This is a genomic window from Ideonella margarita (assembly GCF_038066635.1).
GTDB lineage: Bacteria > Pseudomonadota > Gammaproteobacteria > Burkholderiales > Burkholderiaceae_C > Ideonella > Ideonella margarita.
The window spans coordinates 177,007-198,115 of the sequence record NZ_JBBUTI010000005.1 but is presented as its reverse complement, the minus strand read 5'-3'; the positions used below and the strand labels follow the sequence as shown (position 1 = coordinate 198,115).

24 protein-coding genes are annotated in these 21,109 nt (G+C 67.8%); 16 read left to right on the top strand and 8 right to left on the bottom strand.

From position 1 onward, the window contains the following. Positions 1-12 precede the first annotated feature (12 nt). The 4 genes from AACH00_RS08410 (at position 13) to AACH00_RS08395 (ending at position 3,967) form a co-directional block, all read left to right on the top strand. The gene (locus AACH00_RS08410; RefSeq protein ID WP_341398650.1) at positions 13-1,398 is read left to right on the top strand and encodes a GH1 family beta-glucosidase; all 1,386 of its coding nucleotides are present in this window, start codon (positions 13-15) and stop codon (positions 1,396-1,398) included. 1 nt (position 1,399) lies between these two features. Continuing rightward, complete coding sequence (locus AACH00_RS08405; protein WP_341398649.1) at positions 1,400-2,473, top strand: ABC transporter ATP-binding protein; 1,074 nt, start codon at positions 1,400-1,402, stop codon at positions 2,471-2,473. A 52-nt stretch (positions 2,474-2,525) separates the two neighbouring features. Then, positions 2,526-2,876 carry a VOC family protein gene (locus AACH00_RS08400; protein WP_341398648.1) on the top strand — a complete coding sequence of 117 codons (351 nt, stop codon included), beginning with the start codon at positions 2,526-2,528 and terminating at the stop codon, positions 2,874-2,876. Positions 2,877-3,358: 482 nt separating this feature from the next. Then, a complete protein-coding gene (locus AACH00_RS08395) occupies positions 3,359-3,967 on the top strand; it encodes a glycine zipper 2TM domain-containing protein (protein WP_341398647.1) in 609 nt (202 codons plus the stop codon). A 109-nt stretch (positions 3,968-4,076) separates the two neighbouring features. Here the strand turns inward: AACH00_RS08395 and AACH00_RS08390 are convergent, their stop codons facing one another. From AACH00_RS08390 to AACH00_RS08370, 5 genes are all read right to left on the bottom strand, one after another. Further along, positions 4,077-4,628 (bottom strand): hypothetical protein, encoded by a 552-nt coding sequence (locus tag AACH00_RS08390; RefSeq protein WP_341398646.1) that lies wholly within the window; start codon positions 4,626-4,628, stop codon positions 4,077-4,079. Continuing rightward, positions 4,625-5,011 carry a hypothetical protein gene (locus AACH00_RS08385; RefSeq protein WP_341398645.1) on the bottom strand — a complete coding sequence of 129 codons (387 nt, stop codon included), beginning with the start codon at positions 5,009-5,011 and terminating at the stop codon, positions 4,625-4,627. Before AACH00_RS08385 ends, AACH00_RS08390 begins: the two co-directional genes overlap by 4 nt. An 87-nt stretch (positions 5,012-5,098) precedes the next feature. Continuing rightward, positions 5,099-5,344 (bottom strand): hypothetical protein, encoded by a 246-nt coding sequence (locus tag AACH00_RS08380; RefSeq protein WP_341398644.1) that lies wholly within the window; start codon positions 5,342-5,344, stop codon positions 5,099-5,101. A 48-nt stretch (positions 5,345-5,392) separates the two neighbouring features. Next, on the bottom strand, positions 5,393-5,557 hold the full coding sequence (locus AACH00_RS08375) for a DUF1328 domain-containing protein (RefSeq protein ID WP_341398643.1): 165 nt from the start codon (positions 5,555-5,557) through the stop codon (positions 5,393-5,395). Between the two features lie 157 nt (positions 5,558-5,714). Further along, the gene (locus AACH00_RS08370) at positions 5,715-6,350 is read right to left on the bottom strand and encodes a response regulator (RefSeq protein WP_341398642.1); all 636 of its coding nucleotides are present in this window, start codon (positions 6,348-6,350) and stop codon (positions 5,715-5,717) included. Between the two features lie 201 nt (positions 6,351-6,551). Here AACH00_RS08370 and AACH00_RS08365 point away from each other — a divergent pair, with 201 nt between their 5' ends. The 3 genes from AACH00_RS08365 to AACH00_RS08355 all read left to right on the top strand — a co-directional run bounded on the left by AACH00_RS08365 (position 6,552) and on the right by AACH00_RS08355 (position 8,838). Beyond that, positions 6,552-6,866: a BON domain-containing protein gene (locus AACH00_RS08365; RefSeq protein WP_341398641.1), complete on the top strand. Its 315-nt coding sequence runs from the start codon at positions 6,552-6,554 to the stop codon at positions 6,864-6,866. Positions 6,867-7,055: 189 nt separating this feature from the next. Further along, entirely contained in the window at positions 7,056-7,463 is a 408-nt protein-coding gene (locus tag AACH00_RS08360) for a response regulator (protein ID WP_341398640.1), read from the top strand. Positions 7,464-7,473: 10 nt separating this feature from the next. Continuing rightward, positions 7,474-8,838 carry a CHASE3 domain-containing protein gene (locus tag AACH00_RS08355; RefSeq protein ID WP_341398639.1) on the top strand — a complete coding sequence of 455 codons (1,365 nt, stop codon included), beginning with the start codon at positions 7,474-7,476 and terminating at the stop codon, positions 8,836-8,838. 98 nt (positions 8,839-8,936) lie between these two features. Here the strand turns inward: AACH00_RS08355 and AACH00_RS08350 are convergent, their stop codons facing one another. After that, positions 8,937-9,845: a LysR family transcriptional regulator gene (locus AACH00_RS08350; protein ID WP_341398638.1), complete on the bottom strand. Its 909-nt coding sequence runs from the start codon at positions 9,843-9,845 to the stop codon at positions 8,937-8,939. Positions 9,846-9,959: 114 nt separating this feature from the next. Between AACH00_RS08350 and AACH00_RS08345 the strand changes: the two genes are divergently transcribed. From AACH00_RS08345 to AACH00_RS08305, 9 genes are all read left to right on the top strand, one after another. After that, positions 9,960-10,385 carry a GlcG/HbpS family heme-binding protein gene (locus tag AACH00_RS08345; RefSeq protein WP_341398637.1) on the top strand — a complete coding sequence of 142 codons (426 nt, stop codon included), beginning with the start codon at positions 9,960-9,962 and terminating at the stop codon, positions 10,383-10,385. 5 nt (positions 10,386-10,390) lie between these two features. Beyond that, complete coding sequence (locus AACH00_RS08340; RefSeq protein WP_341398636.1) at positions 10,391-11,449, top strand: amidohydrolase family protein; 1,059 nt, start codon at positions 10,391-10,393, stop codon at positions 11,447-11,449. After that, positions 11,446-12,354: a VOC family protein gene (locus AACH00_RS08335; RefSeq protein ID WP_341398635.1), complete on the top strand. Its 909-nt coding sequence runs from the start codon at positions 11,446-11,448 to the stop codon at positions 12,352-12,354. Before AACH00_RS08340 ends, AACH00_RS08335 begins: the two co-directional genes overlap by 4 nt. A gap of 37 nt (positions 12,355-12,391) precedes the next feature. Beyond that, positions 12,392-13,234 carry a fumarylacetoacetate hydrolase family protein gene (locus AACH00_RS08330; RefSeq protein WP_341398634.1) on the top strand — a complete coding sequence of 281 codons (843 nt, stop codon included), beginning with the start codon at positions 12,392-12,394 and terminating at the stop codon, positions 13,232-13,234. 4 nt (positions 13,235-13,238) lie between these two features. Continuing rightward, positions 13,239-14,792, top strand: coding sequence for a bifunctional 3-(3-hydroxy-phenyl)propionate/3-hydroxycinnamic acid hydroxylase (locus AACH00_RS08325; RefSeq protein ID WP_341398633.1), 1,554 nt, complete (start codon positions 13,239-13,241; stop codon positions 14,790-14,792). An 87-nt stretch (positions 14,793-14,879) separates the two neighbouring features. Further along, complete coding sequence (locus tag AACH00_RS08320; RefSeq protein WP_341398632.1) at positions 14,880-15,863, top strand: Bug family tripartite tricarboxylate transporter substrate binding protein; 984 nt, start codon at positions 14,880-14,882, stop codon at positions 15,861-15,863. Further along, a complete protein-coding gene (locus tag AACH00_RS08315; protein WP_341398631.1) occupies positions 15,860-16,525 on the top strand; it encodes a glutathione S-transferase family protein in 666 nt (221 codons plus the stop codon). The genes AACH00_RS08320 and AACH00_RS08315 overlap by 4 nt, the downstream gene beginning before the upstream one ends. Positions 16,526-16,549: 24 nt before the next feature. Further along, positions 16,550-17,470: an alpha/beta hydrolase gene (locus AACH00_RS08310; protein WP_341398630.1), complete on the top strand. Its 921-nt coding sequence runs from the start codon at positions 16,550-16,552 to the stop codon at positions 17,468-17,470. Beyond that, positions 17,458-18,372, top strand: a complete 915-nt coding sequence (locus tag AACH00_RS08305; protein ID WP_341398629.1) for a LysR family transcriptional regulator — start codon at positions 17,458-17,460, stop codon at positions 18,370-18,372. Before AACH00_RS08310 ends, AACH00_RS08305 begins: the two co-directional genes overlap by 13 nt. A gap of 3 nt (positions 18,373-18,375) precedes the next feature. Here AACH00_RS08305 and AACH00_RS08300 read toward each other — a convergent pair whose 3' ends face one another. Together AACH00_RS08300 and rhaI are read right to left on the bottom strand one after the other, a co-directional pair. Continuing rightward, positions 18,376-19,830 carry an L-fuculose kinase gene (locus AACH00_RS08300; protein ID WP_341398628.1) on the bottom strand — a complete coding sequence of 485 codons (1,455 nt, stop codon included), beginning with the start codon at positions 19,828-19,830 and terminating at the stop codon, positions 18,376-18,378. Then, complete coding sequence (gene rhaI / locus AACH00_RS08295; protein ID WP_341398627.1) at positions 19,817-21,106, bottom strand: L-rhamnose catabolism isomerase; 1,290 nt, start codon at positions 21,104-21,106, stop codon at positions 19,817-19,819. Before rhaI ends, AACH00_RS08300 begins: the two co-directional genes overlap by 14 nt. Between the last annotated feature and the right edge of the window lie 3 nt (positions 21,107-21,109).

The window sequence follows — 21,109 nt, the reverse complement described above, 5'->3', positions numbered from 1 at the left end:
GTTGAGCCCGCCATGACCACCCCCACGCCCACCGACCCTACCCTTCAGTTCCCACCCGAATTCGTGTGGGGGGTGGCCACGAGCGCCTTCCAGATCGAAGGCGCGGCCGACGTTGATGGCAAAGGCCCGTCGATCTGGGATACCTTCTGCCAGCAGCCCGGCGCCATCGCCGATGCGAGTGACGGCCGCATCGCCTGCGACCATTACCACCGCTGGGAATCCGACCTCGACCTGATCGCCGATCTGGGCGTCGATGCCTACCGGTTTTCAGTGTCGTGGCCGCGGGTGCGCCCCGGCGGCAGCGGCGCCTGGAACCCGCGCGGCCTCGGCTTTTATGAGCGCCTGGTAGACGGCCTGCTGGCGCGCGGCCTTCAGCCCTACGTCACCCTGAACCACTGGGACCTGCCTGATGAGCTGCAGGCCAACGGGGGCTGGGCCAACCGCGATACCGTGCACCGCTTCGTCGAGTACGCCCAGGGCCTGGCCGATTGCCTGGGCGACCGCGTGGCCTCGATCACCACCCACAACGAGCCCTGGGTAATGTCGGTGCTGGGCCATGAAACCGGCATCTTTGCACCGGGCGTGAAGAACCGCGCCACGGCCATGCAGGCCTCGCACCATCTGCTGCTCAGCCACGGCCTGGCCATTCAGGCCTTGCGCGCGCAGTCGGTGAAGGCGCAGCTGGGCATCGTGCTGAACCTGTCGCCCATGCATGCGGCCACGGCGGCGCCGGCTGACCTCGCCAAGGCCCGGCTGGAAGACGGCCGCCTGACCCGCTGGTTCCTTGACCCCATCTTCAACGCCAGCTACCCGGCCGATGTGCTGGAGGCGCTGGGCGCCGATGCGCCGCGCGTGGAAGCCGGCGACATGAACGCCATCGCCAGCCGCATGGACTTCCTCGGCGTCAATTACTACTCGCGCGCCGTGGTGAGCGCCGACGGCCCGTGGGACGTCAGCCGCAGTGGCCGCGAAATCACCGACATGGGCTGGGAGATTTACCCCGAAGGCCTGACCGAATTGCTGATGCGCCTGCAGCGCGACTACCCGGTGCCGCCGCTGTTCGTGACTGAAAACGGTGGTGCCTTCAAGGACAGCCTGGTCGACGGCCGCGTGCATGACCGCCAGCGCACCGACTACATCGCCCGGCACATCGCGGCCGTGGCCGAGGCCATGCGTCAAGGTGTGCGCATGGGCGGCTACATGGTCTGGAGCCTGATGGACAACTTCGAGTGGGCCTCGGGCTACGAGAAGCGCTTCGGCATCGTGCATGTCGACTACGAAACGCAGACCCGCACGCTCAAGGACAGCGCGCGCTGGTACCGCGAATTCCTCCATCGCCAGAAGGCCGATTCTTCAGCAACCACGGTGCCCGGCGCGGGCAGCGTCACCGGAGCGTGACATGGGACAGGTGAGCCTCCACGGCATTCGCAAGCGTTACGACGCGCTCGAGATCATCAAGGGCATCGATCTCGATGTGCGCGACGGTGAGTTCATGGTGTTTGTCGGCCCGTCGGGCTGCGGCAAATCAACCACGCTGCGCATGATCGCCGGCCTGGAGAGCATCACCGAGGGCGAGCTGCGCATCGACGGGCAGCGCGCCAACGAGATGCGCCCGGCCGACCGCGGTGCCGCGATGGTCTTCCAGAGCTATGCGCTCTACCCGCACATGACGGTGGCGGAGAACATGGGCTTTGCGCTGAAGATGGCCGGCGTGGGCCGCGCCGAGCGTGAAGCGCAGGTGAAGCGGGCCGCCGACACGCTGCGCATCACCAGCCTGCTGGAGCGCTTGCCGAAAGACCTCTCAGGCGGGCAACGGCAGCGCGTGGCCATCGGCCGCGCCATCGTGCGCAAGCCCAAGGTCTTCCTGTTCGACGAGCCGCTGTCCAACCTCGATGCCGCGCTGCGGGTGAACATGCGCATCGAGCTGGCCCGGCTGCATGAAGAGCTGGGCACGACGATGATCTACGTCACCCACGACCAGGTCGAAGCGATGACGCTCGGCGACCGCATCGCCGTGTTCAACCAGGGCCGCATCGAGCAGGTGGGGGCGCCGCTGGATCTGTACAACCGGCCGGCCAATGAGTTCGTGGCGGGCTTTCTCGGTGCGCCGCGCATCAACCTCGTGCCGCGCCCGGCCGCACAAGGTGCGGCTGAAGCGCACATGGCGCTGTGGCGCGCGCTGGCCGCGAATGCCCCTGCGCACGTGACGCAGGCCGGCGTGCGGCCCGAGAACCTGCACCTGGCCAATTCATTGCACGAAGCCTCAGGCGCCGTGCCGGCCCAGGTGGTGATGGCCGAGCACCTGGGCGACGCCAGCGTGCTGTACCTGCGGGTGGACGGCGTGGAAGGTTTGCTGCATGCCAAGGTGGGCAGCGGCCACGCCCACTGCCAGGCCGGGCAGACGGTGCATCTGCTGCCTACCGGGGCCGCAGCGCCCCTGTGCTTCGACCAGCACGGCAGCCTGGTGGCTTGAGGGCCGCGGTGTTAAAACGCGGCGTCTGCAACACCTGACAAGGCGCCGCCCCATGCTGTTGAACCTCATCCCCAAGGTCTTCTACGCCGACATCCGTGACGGCCTCGACCTGTTCGTGCGCTGCCTCGGTTTTCAGGTGCTGCACACCGACCCTACCATCACGGTGCTGGGCCGTGACGGCGTGAAGGTGTACCTGATGGAGAACGCCGAGCTGGCCGCCCTCGACCGGCCCGAACTGGCCATCGAAACCGACGACATCGAGGCGATGTACGCGGAAGTCAGCGCCCGTGCGCCGGAGATGCTGCACCCCAACGTCAACCGTGTGCAGCTGCGCCCCTGGGGCGCCAAAGAATTTGCCGTGCTGGACGCCACCACGGTGTGCGTGGTGTTCAGGCAGTGGTGACGCTACAGACCTGACGCCTCAGACCTGACGCCGAGCCCGCAGGCTCAGAACCAAAGCCACAGGCTGCGCAGCCACGAAGGCGTGCGATCGGGAGCGGGGCGATAGAGCTGGCGATATCTCGTGGTCATGTCGAACCTCCTGTTTGAGAAATACTGTATGCGCAAACAGTGCTGTTTGCAACATCAGTAAACAGGTTTTTGTGGTGGAGGCGCAAATTGAGGCGACGCCAACAAATGCAGCTCATCGTGGCCGAGCAAAGTCTGTCGGCTGGATTCCACATCCTGGAAGGCTGATCGAGGTGGTGCTCTGGCCAGGGTGTGCATCTGATTCGACAAGACACCCTGTGCTGACCCAGCGGCCCCGCCAGCCCGTCATGGCGCGCTGTCCTACAGGCACATCGAGTTGCGTCCGACGCGTCGCGAACAACCTAGCGATGACACTGAAAGCCTCAGGCCCCCCGGGCCCGCTTGACAGGACACACCATGAACAAACTCCCTCACGCCACCACCACTTTGAACAACCGCCTTGGTGCCCGCTGGGTACTTGCTGCAGGTGTGGCCGGACTCGTTGCTGCCGGCGCGCTGGCTGGCGGCTTGATCACCCACCAGATGACGGCCGAGGCCAAGCCCGGGAATGAGGACGCGACCGCGCTGTCGGAGCCTGCGCAAGTCACCCCGGCACGTTCGGCGCAGCAGCATCAGACCACGCATGCAGCGCGCCCCGCTCCGACGCCTGAGCGCCACGCCGCATCCCAGGTCTGCAGCAGCTGTGGCGTGGTCGAGTCGGTCCGTGCCGAGAGCCACGAGGGTTCGGGTTCGGGCGTCGGCGCTGTCGCTGGCGGTTTGATCGGCGGCCTGCTGGGCAACCAGATGGGTGGCGGCGACGGGCGCAAGGCCATGACCGTGGTCGGCGCAGTCGGTGGCGGCCTGGCCGGCAACGAAATCGAGAAGAGGCGCAACGCCTCGACGGTCTACGTCACGCAGGTCCGGATGGACGACGGCAGCGTGCGCACCTTCAATCGCAACGCGGCGCTTTCGACGGGCCAGCGTGTGACGGTCAACGGGCAGGAACTGCGTCTCGAACGGTCCTGAACCTGCGGCCCCGGCAAGGGCCTCGACGAGCATCCCCTCTGTTGCTGCCTCGGCTGTTCCGGCCCCCTGACCCATGCCGGGCAGGGGGCCGGCGCTTTGGGCGCATCGATCAGGCCGGCTTGCGCAGCGGCTCGGCCTGGGTCGCTGAACCTGCTGCCGGCTTCACTGGCTCGGGCCGGTGCGCGGCCCAGAAGCTGAACAGCGCCTGGTAGAGCAAGGGGTTGCTGGCCCAGCCGATCACCCACGCACGGGTGCGGCGCGACGCCACGCCGCGCAGGACCCCGAAGCCCCGCACCAGGTGCCGGCGCTGGGAGATGGCCACGGCGCCCAGACCTGCCGCGATCGCCATGCTGGCTGCGGGATGACGCCTGATCCAGTCTCGCGCTTCATCGAGTACCAGCTCGCCCGCGTCGAGCACGGCAGCGGCAGCGGGCGTGACCCCTTGCATCGGCTCGCCGCTGGCACGGGCAGCCACCCAGTCCTGCAGCAGGTCGAGCGGCTGCGTCTGTTGCCACCAGCGCCGGAGAAAGCGCCACGGATGCCGCAGATCGGAAGCGGCTCCGAAGCCGGCATCAGCAGGCGGCATCAACTCGACCATCAGCCGGGCCCGCGAGGCTTCCAGCCTGTGCAGCGCGCGTTGCGTGCGCTCGTCGGGGTTCATGCGCGGCTCTCCACGCGGTCGAGCACGGCGCGGTCAAGCGCCCACTGCGCACGCGTCAGCATGAAAGCGTCATGCCCTTGCTGCGCATGGCACACCCACAGCGCCGCGGCGCCCGCCAGCAGCGGCACGCCCGGCGTCAGCCACAGCAGCGCCGGCCGGGCCAGCATGTCATAGGGCACGGCCGCCAGCACAAGCATCGCGCCGCCCGCCAGGATCAGGCCGATCAACAGGCACAGCACGCCCACAGCCAGCCAGATCGCACGCCGTCGCCCGTGATGGAGCCAGTGCCGGGTCTCCTCGGTGGCCAACGCTGCGTACGCTGCGGCATGCTCCAGCAGCGTCTGCGGCTCGGTCGCCAGGGTCTTGAACAAGGGATGCAACATGGCAGTTCCTGAAGCGGGAAAGCGGCTTGCCCTTTCGGGCAGCCGCCTTGTCCATCAAGCGATGGGAGGAGTGGGGTAGCTTCGCGCTCAGCGGGCGGTGCGTGAGCGGGCCAGCCAGCCGACCAGCAACCCACCCGCAGCGCCCGCTGCGGCGGCCAGCAGCAGCGCCTTGACGGGTTCCTGCTGAACATAGTCGGTGGTGCGCTCGCCGACCTCGCTCAACTGTCTGCGCACGTTGTCGCTGGCTTCGCGCGCACGGTCGATGCCCGACGTGGCGCGGTCGGCAAGGTCATGCGCCGCAGCGCTGAGAGAAGTCGTTGGTGATGTGTTCATGAGAACTCCCGGGGGATGAAGGGAAATGAGGGGCACGGATCGAGGCAGTCACTTCCTGCGGATCAGGCTGACGAGCAGGCTGATGACGGCCAGGATGATGAAGCCGTAGAACAGCAACTGGGCGATGCCCGCAGCGCTGGCGGCAATGCCACCAAAGCCGAACAGGGCGGCAAGCAAAGCGATGATGAAGAAAGTGACGGCGTAGCGCAGCATGGAAGGCTCCTCCTCGTAGGTGCAGGATGGTGGCCTGCTGGGGGTTCGCTGACCGGACTGGTTCGCGATGAATCCAGTCTAGGCAGGGCATGCCTGCCGATCTGCCGTCCGTGGCGCCGCGCGGTGGTAGGACAAGGCCCACACCAGCATCGCCGGCCTACTGGATCAAGCCGTTCTTCAGCGCGTAGTAGGTGAGGTCGCTGTTGGTTTCGAGCTTGAGCTTCTCGAGCACCCGGGTGCGGTAGGTGCTGACCGTCTTGACACTGAGAAACACCGCCTCGGCGATGCCGCCGACGGTCTCGCCCCGGGCCAGGCGCAGGAAGACCTGCATCTCGCGCTCGGAAAGGCTGTCGTGCGCGGGCTTGTCGCCGCCACCACGGGCCATGCCATCGGCCAGCAACTCGGCCACGGCGGGGCTGATGTAGCGCCGGCCCCGCGCCACGGTGCGGATGGCGGTGACGATCTCCTCCGGGTCGCACTCCTTGTTGAGGTAGCCGCTCGCACCCTGACGCAGCAGGTTGGTGGCGTAGTGCGCTTCCGGAAAACCGCTCAGGATCAGCACCGGCAATTCCGGAAACCGCGCCTTGATGGCACCCAGTGCATCCACGCCGCTCTGGTCGGGCATGGAGATGTCCATCAGCAGCACATCGACCTCGCCGCCCCGCACCAGCTCCAGCGCTTCCCGACCGTTGACGGCCTCGCCGGTGACCCGCAGATCGACGTTCTCGCCCAGAAACTGGCGCAGGCCTGAGCGAACGATGGCGTGGTCGTCAACGATGCCGACTCTGATCATGGGGGCGCTTTCAAAAGAGATGCTGGGGTCGCCCATAGCGTAACGACCCGCGAGGCCATTGGCGATCAGACATGTCCTACACGCCGGCGGTGCAGTCCCACACGCAGTCTGCGTCTGCGCTGATGGTCGGTCGGGCTGCGGGCACCGATAGTCGAGCCATCGGTTCCTTCCACCCACCTTCACAACCCCAAGGAGACTTCCATGAAACTCAACGCACTCGTTCTCGCCCTCGCCGCCACCGTGACGCTGGTCACCACCACCGGCTGCGCCGTCACCCGCAATCAGGAGACGGTCGGTGAATACGTCGACGACACCAGCCTGACCGCCCGCGTCAAGGGCAAGTTCGCAGCCGATCCGGTCGTCAGCGCCCTGTCCATTGGCGTGGAGACCCTGCGCGGCGTCGTGCAGCTCTCCGGCTTCGCCAAGAACAACGATGAGCGTGCCATGGCCGAGCGGCTGGCCCGCGAGACCTCTGGCGTCAAATCCGTGCGCAACGACATCGCCCTGCGCAGCTGATCTGCCGGCCCCGGCGGGCCCGTGGCTGCAGCTGGCCTGCTGGCCATCGCCCAAGGCCTTGGAGCGCCCTTTGCCGGGCGCAGTCCCAATGGGGCGCCGTCCTACAACACGCCCGGGCCCATTGCTGAGAAGATCAGCCACCTGGGCTTGATCAAGTCCTCCACCGGTCGTTCACTGCCGTCCCCTCCCATGTCAGCCTTGCGCGCGTTCATCGTCGAAGACAGCCCCGTCATCCTGGAAAATCTGGTGAACACCTTGCAGGAGGTGGCCAACATCGACGTGATCGGCAGCGTCGGTGATGAGGCGGGTGCACTGGACTGGCTCGCCCATCAACCGCAGGTGGGCGCCGACCTGATCATCGTGGACATCTTTCTGAGCTCAGGCACGGGGCTGGCCGTGCTGCAGGCCGCCAAGAAGCTGGGCGTGCAGGCCCATCGGGTGGTGCTGACCAACTACGCCACCCAGGACATGCGCCGACGCTGCCTGGAACTGGGCGCCGAGCAGGTGTTCGACAAGAGTCGGCAGCTCGACGAACTGATCAACTACTGCACCGACCTGGCCGCCACCCAGGGCCTGCGACCTGACCTTCCGCGCTGAGCAGCGCCGCATGCTCGACCCATTGATCCGCTACTCGGCCCGGCACCGCCGGATTGCGCTGCCGGTGGCGCTGCTGCTGGCGTTGGTGATCATGAGCGTGGGCGAGCTGGCCTATGCCCTCGCGGACACATCGCTGGCGAGCGTTCGCAACCGCTACGCGGCACGCTACGACGCCCAGCTGCTGCGCAGCGTGCTCACCGATGCCGAGACCGGTCAGCGCGGCTTCCTGCTCACTGGCCGTGAGGCTTACCTGGTGCCCATGAACCAGGCTGCCCCCAGCCTCGCTGAAATCATCGGGCGCCTGAAGCAGCACTACCAGGGCTCGGAATGGGACACCCTGGTCGGACAGCTGAACCAGCGCGTGCTCGAAAAGCTCTCCGAGCTCAACACCACGGTCAGCCTGTACCGCCGAGACGAGCGCTCGACCTGGCTCGAACTGGTGCGCACCGACATCGGCAAGGAAAAGATGGACGCGGTCCGCGTGGCCACGGCGCGGCTGGAGGCCTACGAGTCTGAACGCATCACCACCGAGCGCAGCAACGTCTTCCGCGCCTTGAACATTGGCCGCTTCGGCGTACACGCGCTGGCCCTGCTGACGCTGGTCGGGTTTGCCTGCTTCCTGCGCAAGAACGAGGCCCTTGACTGCATGCGCGCCGAGCTGGCCGAGAACGTGCGCGCCGAGCGCGATCGGCTCGACCGCGAGGTGCACCGGCGCACGGAAGACCTGACCGAGCTGGCCCGCCACCTCACCAGCGTGCGCGAGGACGAGCGTTCGCACCTGGCTCGCGAGCTGCACGATGAGCTGGGGGCGCTGCTCACCGCGGCCAAGCTGGACATCGCACGCATCCGACGGCACAGCGCGAGCATCCCCGAGGCCGTCGTCGAGCGGCTGGCCCACATGGGCAACCTCATCGACGAAGGCATCACGCTCAAGCGCCGCATCATCGAGGACTTGCGCCCCTCGGCCCTGTCCAACCTGGGCATGGTGCCGGCGCTGGAGATCCTGACGCGCGAGTTCGGCGAGCGCAGCGGGCTGGTCATCCACACGGAGTTGCTCGACGTCGTCGCCCCGGACACCGGCAAGCTGGCGTTGTACCGCCTGGTGCAGGAGGCACTGACCAATGTGCTGCGCCACGCCAACGCGCAGCAGGTGTGGGTCAGCATCCAGGAGGAGGGGCCGCAGGTCGTGCTCAGCGTGCGCGATGATGGCCAGGGGTTTGCCCCCCAGCGTGTGCCCAGCGGGCACCACGGCCTCCTGGGCATGCGCTACCGCATCGAGGCGCTGGGCGGGGTGCTTCAGCTCACGTCGGCCCTGGGGCAGGGCACCGAGGTGGAAGCCCGGCTGCCTTACGCGGTGGCGCCAGAAGCGCCTTGATCAGTCGTATCCCCGGCGAGGCTGCCCAACCGCACGACATGGATTGGGATCAGGTCGTGGCGAGGGCGCAGGCACGCCGTGAATGGCGGGTGGACATGTCAGCCCGCCTTGAACAACTGCGCCACCTGGGCACGCAGCCAGATGCTCGCTGCGTCCTTGTGTGAGCGGCGGTGCCAGAACTGGTGCACCGGAATCACCGGGCACGCAATCGGGCAGGCGACGATTTCCACCTGGGTGTAGCGCTGGCAAATGGCTGCCAGATCGCGAGGCACCGTGGCCACCAGGTCGGTGCTCTCGATGATCGGCATCAGGCTCATGAAGTGCGACAACTCCAGGCGCACGTCCCGCTTGTGCCCGGTTTGTTGCAGGTGCCGCTCGAACACGTGCTCACGCCCGTCCGGATGCACCACCACATGCTGGAGCGCCAGATAGGCCTTCAGCGTCAGGCTGCCCTTGCGCAACTGCGGGTGGTCGCGCCTGAGCAGGCAGACATGCTTGTTGTCGAAGAGCTTCTGCTGGAAAAACGCCGATCCCTTCAGGTCCGGAAAGTAGCCCAGGGCCAGATCGGCATCAGCCCCTGCCAGGGTTTCGCCGGCTGCTTCCCGGTTGCGTGACACGGCATTCAGGCGCACGCCGGGTGCTGCCTTGGCCAGGTGGGCCAGCAGCAGCGGCAGGAAGTGCATCTCACCGATGTCGGGGGTGATCACCGTGAACGTGCGGTCGCTCGTCTCGGGCGTGAAGCCGCTGGGTTGCAGGATTTCCTGTTGCACCGTCACCATCACCCTGCGCACGGCTCCGGCCAGTGCCTGCGCGCGTTCGGTGGGCTGCATCACCGTGCCCACCTTCACGAACAAGGGGTCGTTGAACAAGGCCCGCAGCCGCGCCACCGCCGCACTCATCGCCGGCTGGCTCAGGCCGATGGCCTCACCGGCGCGGGTCACGCTCTGGTGTTGACACATGGCATCGAAGGCCACGAGCAGGTTCAGGTCGATGCTTCGCATATCCATGAGATGGATTCTACGAATCCACAGCATCTACTTTCTGGATGAGTTCCAAATCCCTAGACTTTGCGCCAGATCAAAGAGCGCCGGCCCTCGGCGCCAAACCCGGAGACCTCGCGCATGTCCTCTCTCACCCTGGCTCAGGCCAATGAACTGCTGACTGCCGCATTGGCCGCAGCCCGCGTGGCCGGCCATGCGCCGATGGCCGTGGTGGTGCTCGACGACGCGGGGCATTTGAAGGCGGCTCAGCGGGAAGACGGTGCCAGCATGTTCCGCGTCGACATTGCCACGGGCAAAGCCTGGGCGTCGGTGGGCATGGGGGTCAACAGCCGCGTGCTGGCAGAGCGGGCCAAAGGCAATCCGAACTTCTTCACCACGCTGGCGGCCACGGCTGACGGCCGCTTTCTGCCGCAGACAGGGGCCGTGTTGATCAAGTCTGCCGATGGGCACATCCTGGGCGCCGTGGGTGCATCGGGTGGCACAGGCGATGAAGACGAAGCCATTTGCCAGGCCGGAGTGCGGGCCATCGGCTTGATCGCTGCGTGAGTGCCATGGCGCTGATGCAATGCACCTGTGGTGGCATCGACGTGCATGCGCATGTGGTGCCTGAGCACTTCCCCGCGTGGCTGGGTGATGCCGCGCCCGCGGGCTGGCCGTCTACGGTCTTGGCAGCCGCCCAGGGCGGGCTGTGCCATCGCCACGTGATGATCGACGGCAAGCAATACCGCACCGTCTCTGAAAAATGCTGGAGCGTGCCGCACCGGCTGGCTGATCTGCCCGCCATGGGACTGACGCACCAGGTGCTGTCGCCGATGCCGGAATTGCTCAGCTACTGGCTGGAGCTGGCCCCGGCCCGGCAGCTGCTGCGCTATTTGAACGAGCAGACGGCCGCGATGGTGCATGAGGGCGGTGGGGCTTTGCTCGGTCTGGCCGCCGTACCTTTGCAAGACATCGACGCTGCCATCGACGAGCTGCATCACGCCGTGAGCGTGCTGGGCCTGGTAGGTGTGGAGATCGGCAGCAACGTGAATGGTGTCCCGATCGGGGCGCCGCGCTTCCTGCCGTTTTTCCAGGCCTGTGAGGCCCTGGATGTGCCTGTCTTCGTGCATGCGCTCAAACCGGCCGGCATGGACCGACTGGTGGGGCCTGCCCCGCTGCAGCAGGTGCTGGCTTACCCGACGGATGTCGGCCTGGCCGCGGCATCGGTCATCACCAGCAACCTGATGCTGGCGTGCTCCCGGCTGCGTCTGGCCTTCAGTCACGGCGGCGGCACGCTGGCGATGTTGCTGCCGCGGCTGCAGCAGGGCTGGCAGGTGTTTCCGGCGCTGCGCGACAGCATCACCGCCTCGCCGCGTGAACAGGCCCGGCAACTCTTTGTGGACACCCTGGCGTTCGATGCGCCCACCTTGCAGCACCTGGTTCACACCTTTGGCGCCAGCCAGCTGATGGTCGGCAGCGACTACCCCTTCAATTTCCACGAGCGCACGCCGCTGGCACGTCTGGCCGAAGCCGGGCTGGACGAGCACACGAGCCGCGCGCTCGCCTTTGACAACGCCCGTCGTTTCCTCGGCCCACGCGCCGGCAGCGCACTGGCTCTGGAGCAACCATGAAATCACCTCTTGTTCAGGCCTTGCGCAGCGTGGCCCTCACCGTCCCTGACCTGGCCGCTGCGGAAACCTTCTACACCCAGGTCTGGCACCTGACCGTGGCCGACCGTGTCGACGGCGTGCTGTATCTGCGCGGCAGCGGCGCCGACCACCACCTGCTTGCGCTCAGCGAAGCCCCGGGCACGCCGCAGTTGCTGCACATCACCCTGCGTGCCCGCACGGCCGAGGCGCTCGGCGCGATCGAGTTGGCCACGCTGGCTGCGGGTGGTGTGGTGGAAGTGACCGCCGGCACACCGGCCAAAGGCCCGGCGGGTGGCCACTGTGTGGTGATTCGTGACGCCGACGGGCGCCGGTTCGAGGTGGTGCACGGCGACGCCCGCCGCACGCCTGATGCGCCCGCGCCGGCCGACCGGCCGCAACGCCTGGCGCACGCCGTGCTCAACAGCCACGCCGTCGAGCTCACCCGGGCGTTTCTGGAGCAGGCGCTGGGCTTCGTGCTGGCGGACCGCACCCGGATCATGGCCTTCATGAACTGCAACGCGGATCACCACTCGCTCGCGATCGGTGACACCGACAACGACGCGCTCAACCACATCGCCTTTGTGGTGCCCACGCTGGACGATGTGATGCGCGGCGGCGGCCGCATGCGTGATGCCGGTCACGGCATCCAGTGGGGCCCCGGCCGTCATGGCCCGGGCGACAACGCCTTCAACTACTTCATCGATCCGTTCGGCGTCGTCATTGAGTACACGGCGGAAGTCGAGCAGATCGACGACAGCTATCCAGTCGGCAGCCCGACTGACTGGACCTGGCCGCCCGGCCGCATCGACCAGTGGGGCATTGCCATTCCGCCAACGCCTGAACTGAAGGCTGCCCAGCGGGCGGTCTTCTTTGCACCGGCCCGCTGACCAACACACACACAGACACACCCCCCAGGAGACCAACATGCGATTCACCACCTACCTGAAAGACGGCCAGCCCCATGTGGGCGTGCTCGACGGCGCCCTTGTGGTGCCCGTGACCAGCGACTTGCGCCGCGCCCTTGAAGCGGGCACCGACCTGCTGGCCGCTGGCCGCGCCGCACTGGCATCGGACGCCCCGCGCGTGCCGCTGGCCGAGCTGACCCTGGCCCCGCTGGTGCCTGAGCCGGGCAAGATCATCTGCCTGGGGCTGAACTACTTCGACCATGCCAAGGAAGGTGGCCGCGAGAAGCCGGAATACCCGTGGTTCTTCTACCGCGGCAAGAGCAGTTTGCTGTCGCACGGCGCGGCCGGCGTGGTGCCGCGTGTCTCGGCCAAGTTCGACTACGAAGCCGAATTGGCGCTGGTGATTGGCACCAAGGTGCCGCGCCACGTGTCGCAGGCCGATGCGCTCAAGCACGTGTTTGGCTACACCTGCTTCAACGACATGTCGGTGCGTGACTATCAGAAGCGCACCCCGCAGTGGACCATCGGCAAGAACTTCGATGCGACCGGTGGTTTTGGTCCGGTGCTGGTCACGGCCGATGAGCTTGCACCCGGTGCCACGGGCCTGACCATCCAGAGTCGCCTGAACGGTCAGATGATGCAGCACGCCACGACCAGCGACATGATCTGGGGCGTTGCCGAAACCATCTCGCTGCTGTCGGAATGCATGACGCTGGAGCCGGGCGATGTGATCGCCATGGGCACACCCGCCGGCGTTGGCCAGGCCCGCACACCACCCGTCTGGATGAAGGCCGGCGATGTCATCGAGGTCGAGATCGAACGCATCGGCACCTTGGTCAACCCGATCAGCAACGAGGCCTGAGTCGATGTCGACCGCATTTGACGTGGCCATCGTGGGCTTCGGCCCCGCTGGCGCCACCGCCGCCGCGCTGCTGGGCCAGGCGGGCCTGAAGGTGTGGGTGGGCGATCGCCTGACCGAGGTCTACGAGATCCCCCGCGCGATTGCGCTGGACCACGAGATCATGCGCGTGTTCCAGCAGCTCGGCCTGCTGGAGGCGGTGTCCCCGTACTGCGAGCCCTTCACGCCGTCCGAATTTTTTGGTGTGGACGGCCAGCTCATCCGGCGCATGACGATGGTGGCGCCGCCTTACCCGCAAGGCCATGTGCCTTCGATGGTGTTCACCCAGCCGCCGGTGGAGCGCGCCTTGCGGGCCCGGGTGGCTGAGATGCCCAACGTGACCGTGGCGCTCGGCGTGACGGTGACCGACGTGGCCGAGCGCGGTGACGGCGTGCTGCTGCACACCCGCTCCGCGGATGGCGCCACGCAGGCTCTGGAAGCCAAGTGGGTGCTGGCCTGCGACGGTGGCAGCAGCGGCGTGCGTGGCAGCCTGGGCATTCCGCTGGTGGATCTTGATTTTGATGAGCCCTGGCTGGTGGTGGATGTGCTGGTGAATGAGCAGGGCCTGGCCAAGCTGCCCACCACCAGCGTGCAGTACTGCGAGCCCGAACGCCCCTGCACGCTGGTGATCGGACCGGGCAACCACCGCCGCTGGGAGATCTCGCTCAAGGCTGGCGAAGACCCGCAGCAGGCCGCCACACCGGAGGCCACCTGGGCGCTGCTGTCACGCTGGTTGACGCCGGAGGACGGCACCTTGTGGCGCCAGTCCAGCTACCGCTTTCACGCTCTGGTGGCTGAACGCTGGCGCGCCGGCCGCATCTTCCTGGCCGGTGATGCCGCGCATATGCAGCCGCCGTTCCTCGGGCAGGGCATGTGCCAGGGCATCCGTGACGTGGCCAACCTGTGCTGGAAGCTCAGCAGCGTGCTGCGCGGTGAGGTGCAGGGCGACGCTGCCGAGCGCCTGCTCGACAGCTACGGCGCAGAGCGCGGCGCGCATGTGCGTGAACTCACCACCCGCATCAAGGCTGTGGGCGCGCTGATCTGCGAACGTGATGTGGGCCTGGCCCGTGCCCGCGACGCTCGCCTGCTGGCCGATTGCGGCGGCGTCGTCAAAGACACCCCACGGCAAGACGTGCTGCCCCGGCTGGAGCAGGGTCTGCTGTCTGCCCACGACACCACGGCACGCGGCACCTTGAGCCCGCAGCCGTGGCTGGTGGCCGCCGGTGGCGAACGGGTGCGCATGGACGACAGCCTGGGCGGTGGCTGGCGGCTGCTTCTGCAGCACCCGAGCGTGGCGCCCGCAGAGGCGGTGCGCGAGTTCGGCGAAGGCGGCCTGCCGCTGCGCGTCTTTGCGCTCAGCGAGCACGAAGACCGCGAGGCCGACGGCGTGCTGGCGGCCTGGTTCAAGCGCCACGCCTGTGTGGCGGCGCTGGTGCGGCCAGACAACTACGTTTTTGGCACGGCCGCTGACGCCGCCGGTCTGACAGCCCTACTGCAGGAGGCACGCCTGGCCCTGCACTGAAGTCTTGATTCGATGTGATTCCCCCGGGCCACCACCAGCCGCAGAGCTGGGCGGCCCTCCACCTTGCGCCGATACCGGAGACAACGCATGCAACGACGTCATTTTTCCTTCGCGCTGGCTGCCAGCACGCTGCCAGTAGGCCTGACCTTGAACACGGCCGCCAAGGCCCAGACCTGGCCCGAGAAACCAGTTCGGTGGGTGCTGTCGCAGCCCGCGGGCTCAGGCCCCGACAACGTGGCCCGCTTGCTGACCGATCGACTCACCAAGTCTTGGGGGCAGGCCGTGCTGGTGGACAACAAGCCGGGTGGCCAGAACACCATCGGCGCGCAGGCGGCGGCCCGCTCGGCTCCCGACGGCCACAACTTCTACTTCGCGACCACGGCCGCGCTGGTCACCAACGCCTTCCTGTTCAAGCAACTGCCGTATGACCCCCAGAAAGACTTCGTCCCCGTGGCCTTCGTGGCACGCAGTCCGTTCGCGGTGCTGGTGGACGCGAACTCGCCCCTGCGGACGCTGGCTGATCTGGTGCAGCGGGCCCGGGCCAAGCCAGGCGATGTGAAGGTGGCCACCGAAGGCCCACGCACCTTTGGCGGCATGGTTTGCCGGCTGCTGGCCGCCCGCCTGAAGCTGGACCTGAACATGGCGTCGTACGCGTCGGTGGGCGTGGCCACGCAAGACACGCTCGGCGGCCATGTCGACCTGCTGGTGGCGGACCTGGCCTCAACCGCCGCGCTGGTGCGCCAGGGCCGCCTGCGCTTGCTGGCCGTGACCACGGCGCAGCGCGTGCCGGGTTTCGAGAGCACCCCGACCGTGGCCGACACCGTGCCGGGCTTTGACATGGCGGGCTGGTTCACCCTGGTGGCACCCGCAGGCACGCCGGAGGCCGTGTTGCAGCGGGTGAACCGCGACCTGAATGTGGCCCTGGCCGATCGCGACATCGTCGAGCGCATCGCCGGCATCGGGCCGATCGCGGCCGGTGGCATGACGCTGGCCCAGGTGGATGCCTGGCTGAAGTCCGAGCACCGCCGTTGGGCCGACATCACCCGCGAGATCGGAGTGTTGCCGGAATGACGATGCCTGCCGCGACGGCGCCCACCGAGCCCACGTTGCGGTTGTGGGCCGCGCCGGGGGCCTGCTCACGCATCAGCATCACCGCCTTGTTGATGTGCGGCGTGCCCTTCCAGTTGGTGCCGGTGGCCCTCGCCCACGGCCAGCAGCGTCAGGCTGACTTTCTGGCGCTGAACCCGAAGGGCAAGGTGCCCGTGCTGCAGACCCCGCACGGGCTGCTCACGGAAACACTGGCCATCATCAGCTGGCTGGAGGCCGGCCACCCCGGTGCGGGCTTGCTGCCGCCTGCGCCTCAAGCCTGGGCACGTGCTCAAGCGGTCAGCTGGCTGGCGTTTGCCAATGCGGGCCTGCATCCCCTCATTTACCGGCTGCGCATGCCCCGACGCATACACGCAGATGAACACACGCATGCGGGTGTCCAGGCCGCTGCGCTGGCGGAGCTGACGCAGCAGTTGTTGGTGGCTGAGCAGGCGCTGGCTGGCGCGCCCTGGCTGGGCGGTGAGCAAGCCAACATCGCAGACGCCGCTTTGGGATGGGCGTTCGGCCGGGCCACGCTGAGTGGCTTGCCCGGCACACAGTTTCCGAACCTGCAAGCCCATGCCGAGCGGCTCCATGCCTGGCCCGTGCATGCCCTCGCCGTGCAGGCCGAGGCTGCTCTGGCCTGAGCCCAGCCCCTCACAATCACACCCATGCACCAGCTGCCTGAATCGCCTTCCGTGCCTCTTCCCCATGCAGACGCCTTGCGCGCCATGGGCAGTGGCTTCAACCTGCCGCAGGTCCAGGCCTTTTATGAGCCGCTGCTGGCCCGGCAGCCCCGCGACGGCGTGCAACTGCACATCGACTTGCCTTACGGCCCCGACGAGCGTCAGGTGCTGGACGTCTACCAGCCCACGCAGCCCGCAGCCGACGGTCGGCCGTGGCCGGTGCTGGTGATGTTTCACGGCGGTGGTTTCATCCGGGGCGACAAGCGCGCACGGGCCAACATGGGTTGGCATTTCGCCCGGCAGGGCGTGCTCACCGTGGTGCCCAATTACCGCCTGGCACCCGCCAGCGTCTGGCCCAGTGGCCCGCAGGATGTGGTGCTGGTCTGGCAATGGTTGCAGGCCCAGGCTGCGAACTTCCAGGCCGATGCCCGGCGGTGTGTGCTGGCCGGCGAATCGGCCGGCGCGGCGCATGTGGCTGCGGCCACGTTGCTGCGGCGTTTTCAGCCGGCCGGCTGGCATGTGGCCGGCGCGGTGTTGATGTCCGGGCCCTACAACGCCCGGCTGGAGGGCCTCTCGCGCGCGCAGTTCGGCACCGCCACGCCAGACCCCCGCAACGAAGCCTATTTCGGGCCAGACCCCGCAGCCTGGGATGCCGCGAGCATCGTCGAACACATCGATGCCGCCCCACTGCCGATGCTCATCACCTTCGCCCAGCGCGATCTGCTGCAGATGCAGGTGCAGGCTGGTGAATTGTTTGGCAGCTTGGTCAGCCGCCACGGCTTTGCGCCGCAACTGCACTGCCTGCCCGAGCACAACCATTTTTCAGGCGGCCACAGCGTGGGCACTGACGACACGTCGGTCAGCAGCCTGCTGGCCCGCTTCATTCACGGCGCATGCGCGAGCTGACGCTGCGCAGCCTGCGCGTCTTTGAAGCGGCGGCATCTACCAGCAGCTTCTCGCGGGCGGCTGAGCTGATGGCGATGAGCCAGCCTGCCGTGTCGCAGCAGATACGGCAGCTGGAGGAAGAGGCCGGCCTGCGCCTGTTTGATACCCATGCGCGCCCCATCCAGCTGACGGACGCCGGCCGCGAATTGCTGCGCCATGCCCGTGCCATCCTCGCGCAGGTCGAGGTGGCCGCCGATGCGATGAGTTCGCTCGAAGGGCAGTTCAAGGGGCAGATCCACCTGGGCGTGGTGTCGCCGGCCCAGTACTTCGCACCGGCGCTGCTCACGGCCTTCCGCGAGCGTTATCCGCAGGTGCGCGTGAAGCTCAGCATCGCCCAGCGCGACACCCTGCTGGCACAGCTGGCAGAACACAAGGTGGATCTGGTCATTGGCGGCTATCCGCCGGCGCACGCCGAGGTGGAGGCGGAGGCCTTTGCCAGACACCCGCATGTACTGGTGGCGGCGGCCGGCCATCCGCTGGCCGACCAGCGCGGCCTGCAGTGGGCCGACTTGCGGCACGAGCCGTTCTTGTTCCGTGAGCCCGGCTCATCAACGCGCCAGTTCCTTGAGCAGCTGATGATGGTGCAGGGCCTGCAGGTGCAAACCGCCATCGAGCTGCAAGGGCCGGAGACCATTCGGCAGGCCGTGATGGCGGGCATGGGCATCAGCTTCATGTCGGCCCATGTGTGCCAGACCGAAATCAGCCACGGGCTGATTCTTGTGCTGGACGTGGCCGGCATGCCCAAGTGGCTGGACTGGTGCCTGCTGTACCGTCGCGACCGACCACTCAGCAGCGTGCAGCAGGCGCTGCGCGAGTTTGTGCTGGCGGAAGGGGCGGCGCTGGCGGCCTGCGTGCTGGGCTGACCGTCAGTCTTGGCCCGGCAGCTGCGCCAACCAGTGGCGGTGGGCGGCCTGCAGCAGCGAAGCATTCCACGCTGGTTGGCTGATGGGCGCAGTGCGCGGTGCATCGCTGACCGGGTCGGTCCAGTGGCACAGCCGCCAGCTGCCACGCGCCGTGCCTTCGACCTCATCGAGGCTGTGCAGCACCTCGCGCCCGAGCAGGGTTTGCAATGCGGCCAGGATGACCGGGTTGTGGGCGTAGGGGCCTTCCACCACCACGGGGCCGGTGGCGCCCAGGTGTTCGATCAGCCAGGCGCACATCTGCGCGGCGTACCAGGCGGCAGCGGTGGCGCGGTCAGCCTCCACAGGCAGGGTGGCGAGCCAGCCGGCATTGTCCAGTGTGCGGCCGTCGATCGCCAGGCAGCCGGACTGGCCGCTGAAAGGCCCACCCTGATCGCTGAAGGCGGGCAGCACCCGCAGGCCACGTGCCAGCAGGGCTGGCAGGCGGTCGAGGCTGGCGGCCGCAGGGTCAGCACCAGCGCACACCACGGCCAGCTCACGCCCGCCCATGAAACGAGCGGTGGGCACGAATTCGCCCCGCACCGAGACGTTGGCCAGTTGGTCCTGCGTGGCGTCGAGCGGGCGCTGGGCCGCGCCAGGGGCCATCACCACCACCCAGGTGCCGGTGGACACCAGCGTCAGCCGTGGCCAGTGGTGCAGGTAGCGCGCCAGGCAGGCATTGCTGTCGTGCACGCCGGTGTGCACCATCACGCTGCGCGGCACGCCAAGGCGCGTAGCCAGCTCGACCCGCAACGGGCCCAGCGTGGCCCAGGCCGGTTTCAGCGGCGCGAACTTCTGCGCCCAGCCCCGGTGGCGGGCCCAGTCAGAGAATGTCTTTTCGCGCGGGCGCCACAGCAGCGTGTGGCAGCCGAGCGCGCTCAGCTCGCTGCCTGCCACGCCACTCAGCCAATGCGTCCAGTACTGGCCGTAGGGCAGCAGGGTATCGGCGGCGGCCAGCTCGTCCGCCGCATGGCGGCTCAGCCAGTCCAGCTGCACGCCCATGTTCAGCCCGCGTGGCAGCAGCGGGCTGCCAGTGGCCTCGAAGGGGTCGAGCTGCGCGGCCAGCGTGGCCGGGCGGTCATCGAAGCCCGCCCACTCATAGTCGGCCACAGGCAGGGCCAGCTCGCCGCCGCGCAGGGCCGCCACGGCGGCGCCGTGCGCGCTCACGGTGAGGTGGCGCAGATGCCGGGCCAGCGGGCCCAGGCCGGCCAATTGTTCGCACAACCAGGCCTCGGTGGTGGCCACGTCCAGCGCGTCATAGCCCAGCGCGCCGGGCACGGCCCGGCTGTCGGTGTTGCGCTTATGCACCAACTCGCCCACCGAGTCGATCAGCATCAGCCGCGTGTGCGTCTTGCCGATGTCAACGATGCCCGTCAGAGGGTGGCCGCCGAGGTGCAGTGCCGGTGCCTCAGACGATGCCACCGCCGCCTCCAGCCGCGGCCGGGCGGGTTTGCGCCACGCGGTTGCGGTAGCCGCTGGCCCGGTAGGTGGCCACCGGGTCGATGGCGCCACCGCCGTCCAGTCGCACGCGCTGCAGCAGCGGCGTGACGTCGGTCTGGAAGGCCTGCTTGAGCAGGTGGGTGGCCGTCAGCGCGTCGTTGGCTTCCTGTGCGGCGTCCAGAGCAGCGCGGTCAACCAGCAGGGCTTGGGCGTAGCTGCGCTGCACCTGGATGGCGCTGGTCATCAGGCTCTCGATGGGGTCGGTCACGTTGTGGCTCTGGTCCAGCATGTAGGCGGGGTCGAACGCCAGGCCTTCCTTGGCCGCGGCCACCAGCTCGTTGAACACCAGGAACAGGCGGTAGGGGCTGACGCTGCCGGCGTCAAGGTCGTCGTCGCCGTACTTGCTGTCGTTGAAGTGGAAGCCGGCCAGCTTGTCGGCTGACAGCAGGCGGGCCAAGATCAGCTCGATATTCACATTGGGGGCATGGTGGCCGAGGTCGACCAGGCATTGCGCCTTCGGGCCCAGCAGTTGCGCTGCCATCAAGCTGGAGCCCCAGTCCTGGATGACGGTGCTGTAGAAGGCCGGCTCGCAGATCTTGTGTTCCAGCATCATGCGCCAGTCGCCGGGCAGGGCAGCGTAGATCTGCCGGGCACTTTCGAGGTAGCGGTCGAACGCGCGTCGGAAGTGCTGCTGGCCGGGGAAGTTGCTGCCGTCACCCACCCACACCGTCAGCGCCTTGCTGCCGATCTGCTGGCCGATCTCGATGCACTCGAGGTTGTGCTCTACCGCCTGGGCGCGGGTGGCCGCGTCGGTGTGGCTGAGGCTGCCGAACTTGTAGCTGTGCGCCTGGCCTGGCTGGTCGCTGAAGGTGTTGGAGTTGATGGCGTCGAAGCCCAGGCCATGGAAGCCGGCGGCCTCGCGCAGCTCACCCCAGTCGCTGCACTTGTCCCAAGGGATGTGCAGCGAGACGGTGGGCGTGGCGCGCGCCAGTTGCTGGATCACGCCGCAGTCCTGCAGCTTGTCGAACACATGGCGCGGCTCGCCCTGGCCGGGAAAGCGCGCGAAACGGGTGCCGCCCGTGCCCACGCCCCAGCTGGGGATGGCCACGCCGAAGCGAGCAACCTGCTCGCGCACCTGGTCGATCTGGATGCCGCGGCGCTCCAGCTGTTCGCCCAGGTGGGCGTAGTCGCTGCGCACGGCGCGTTGTTCGGCGTCGTTGCGCGCGGCGATCAGGGTGGCGTCAATGGGCAAGGTCATGGC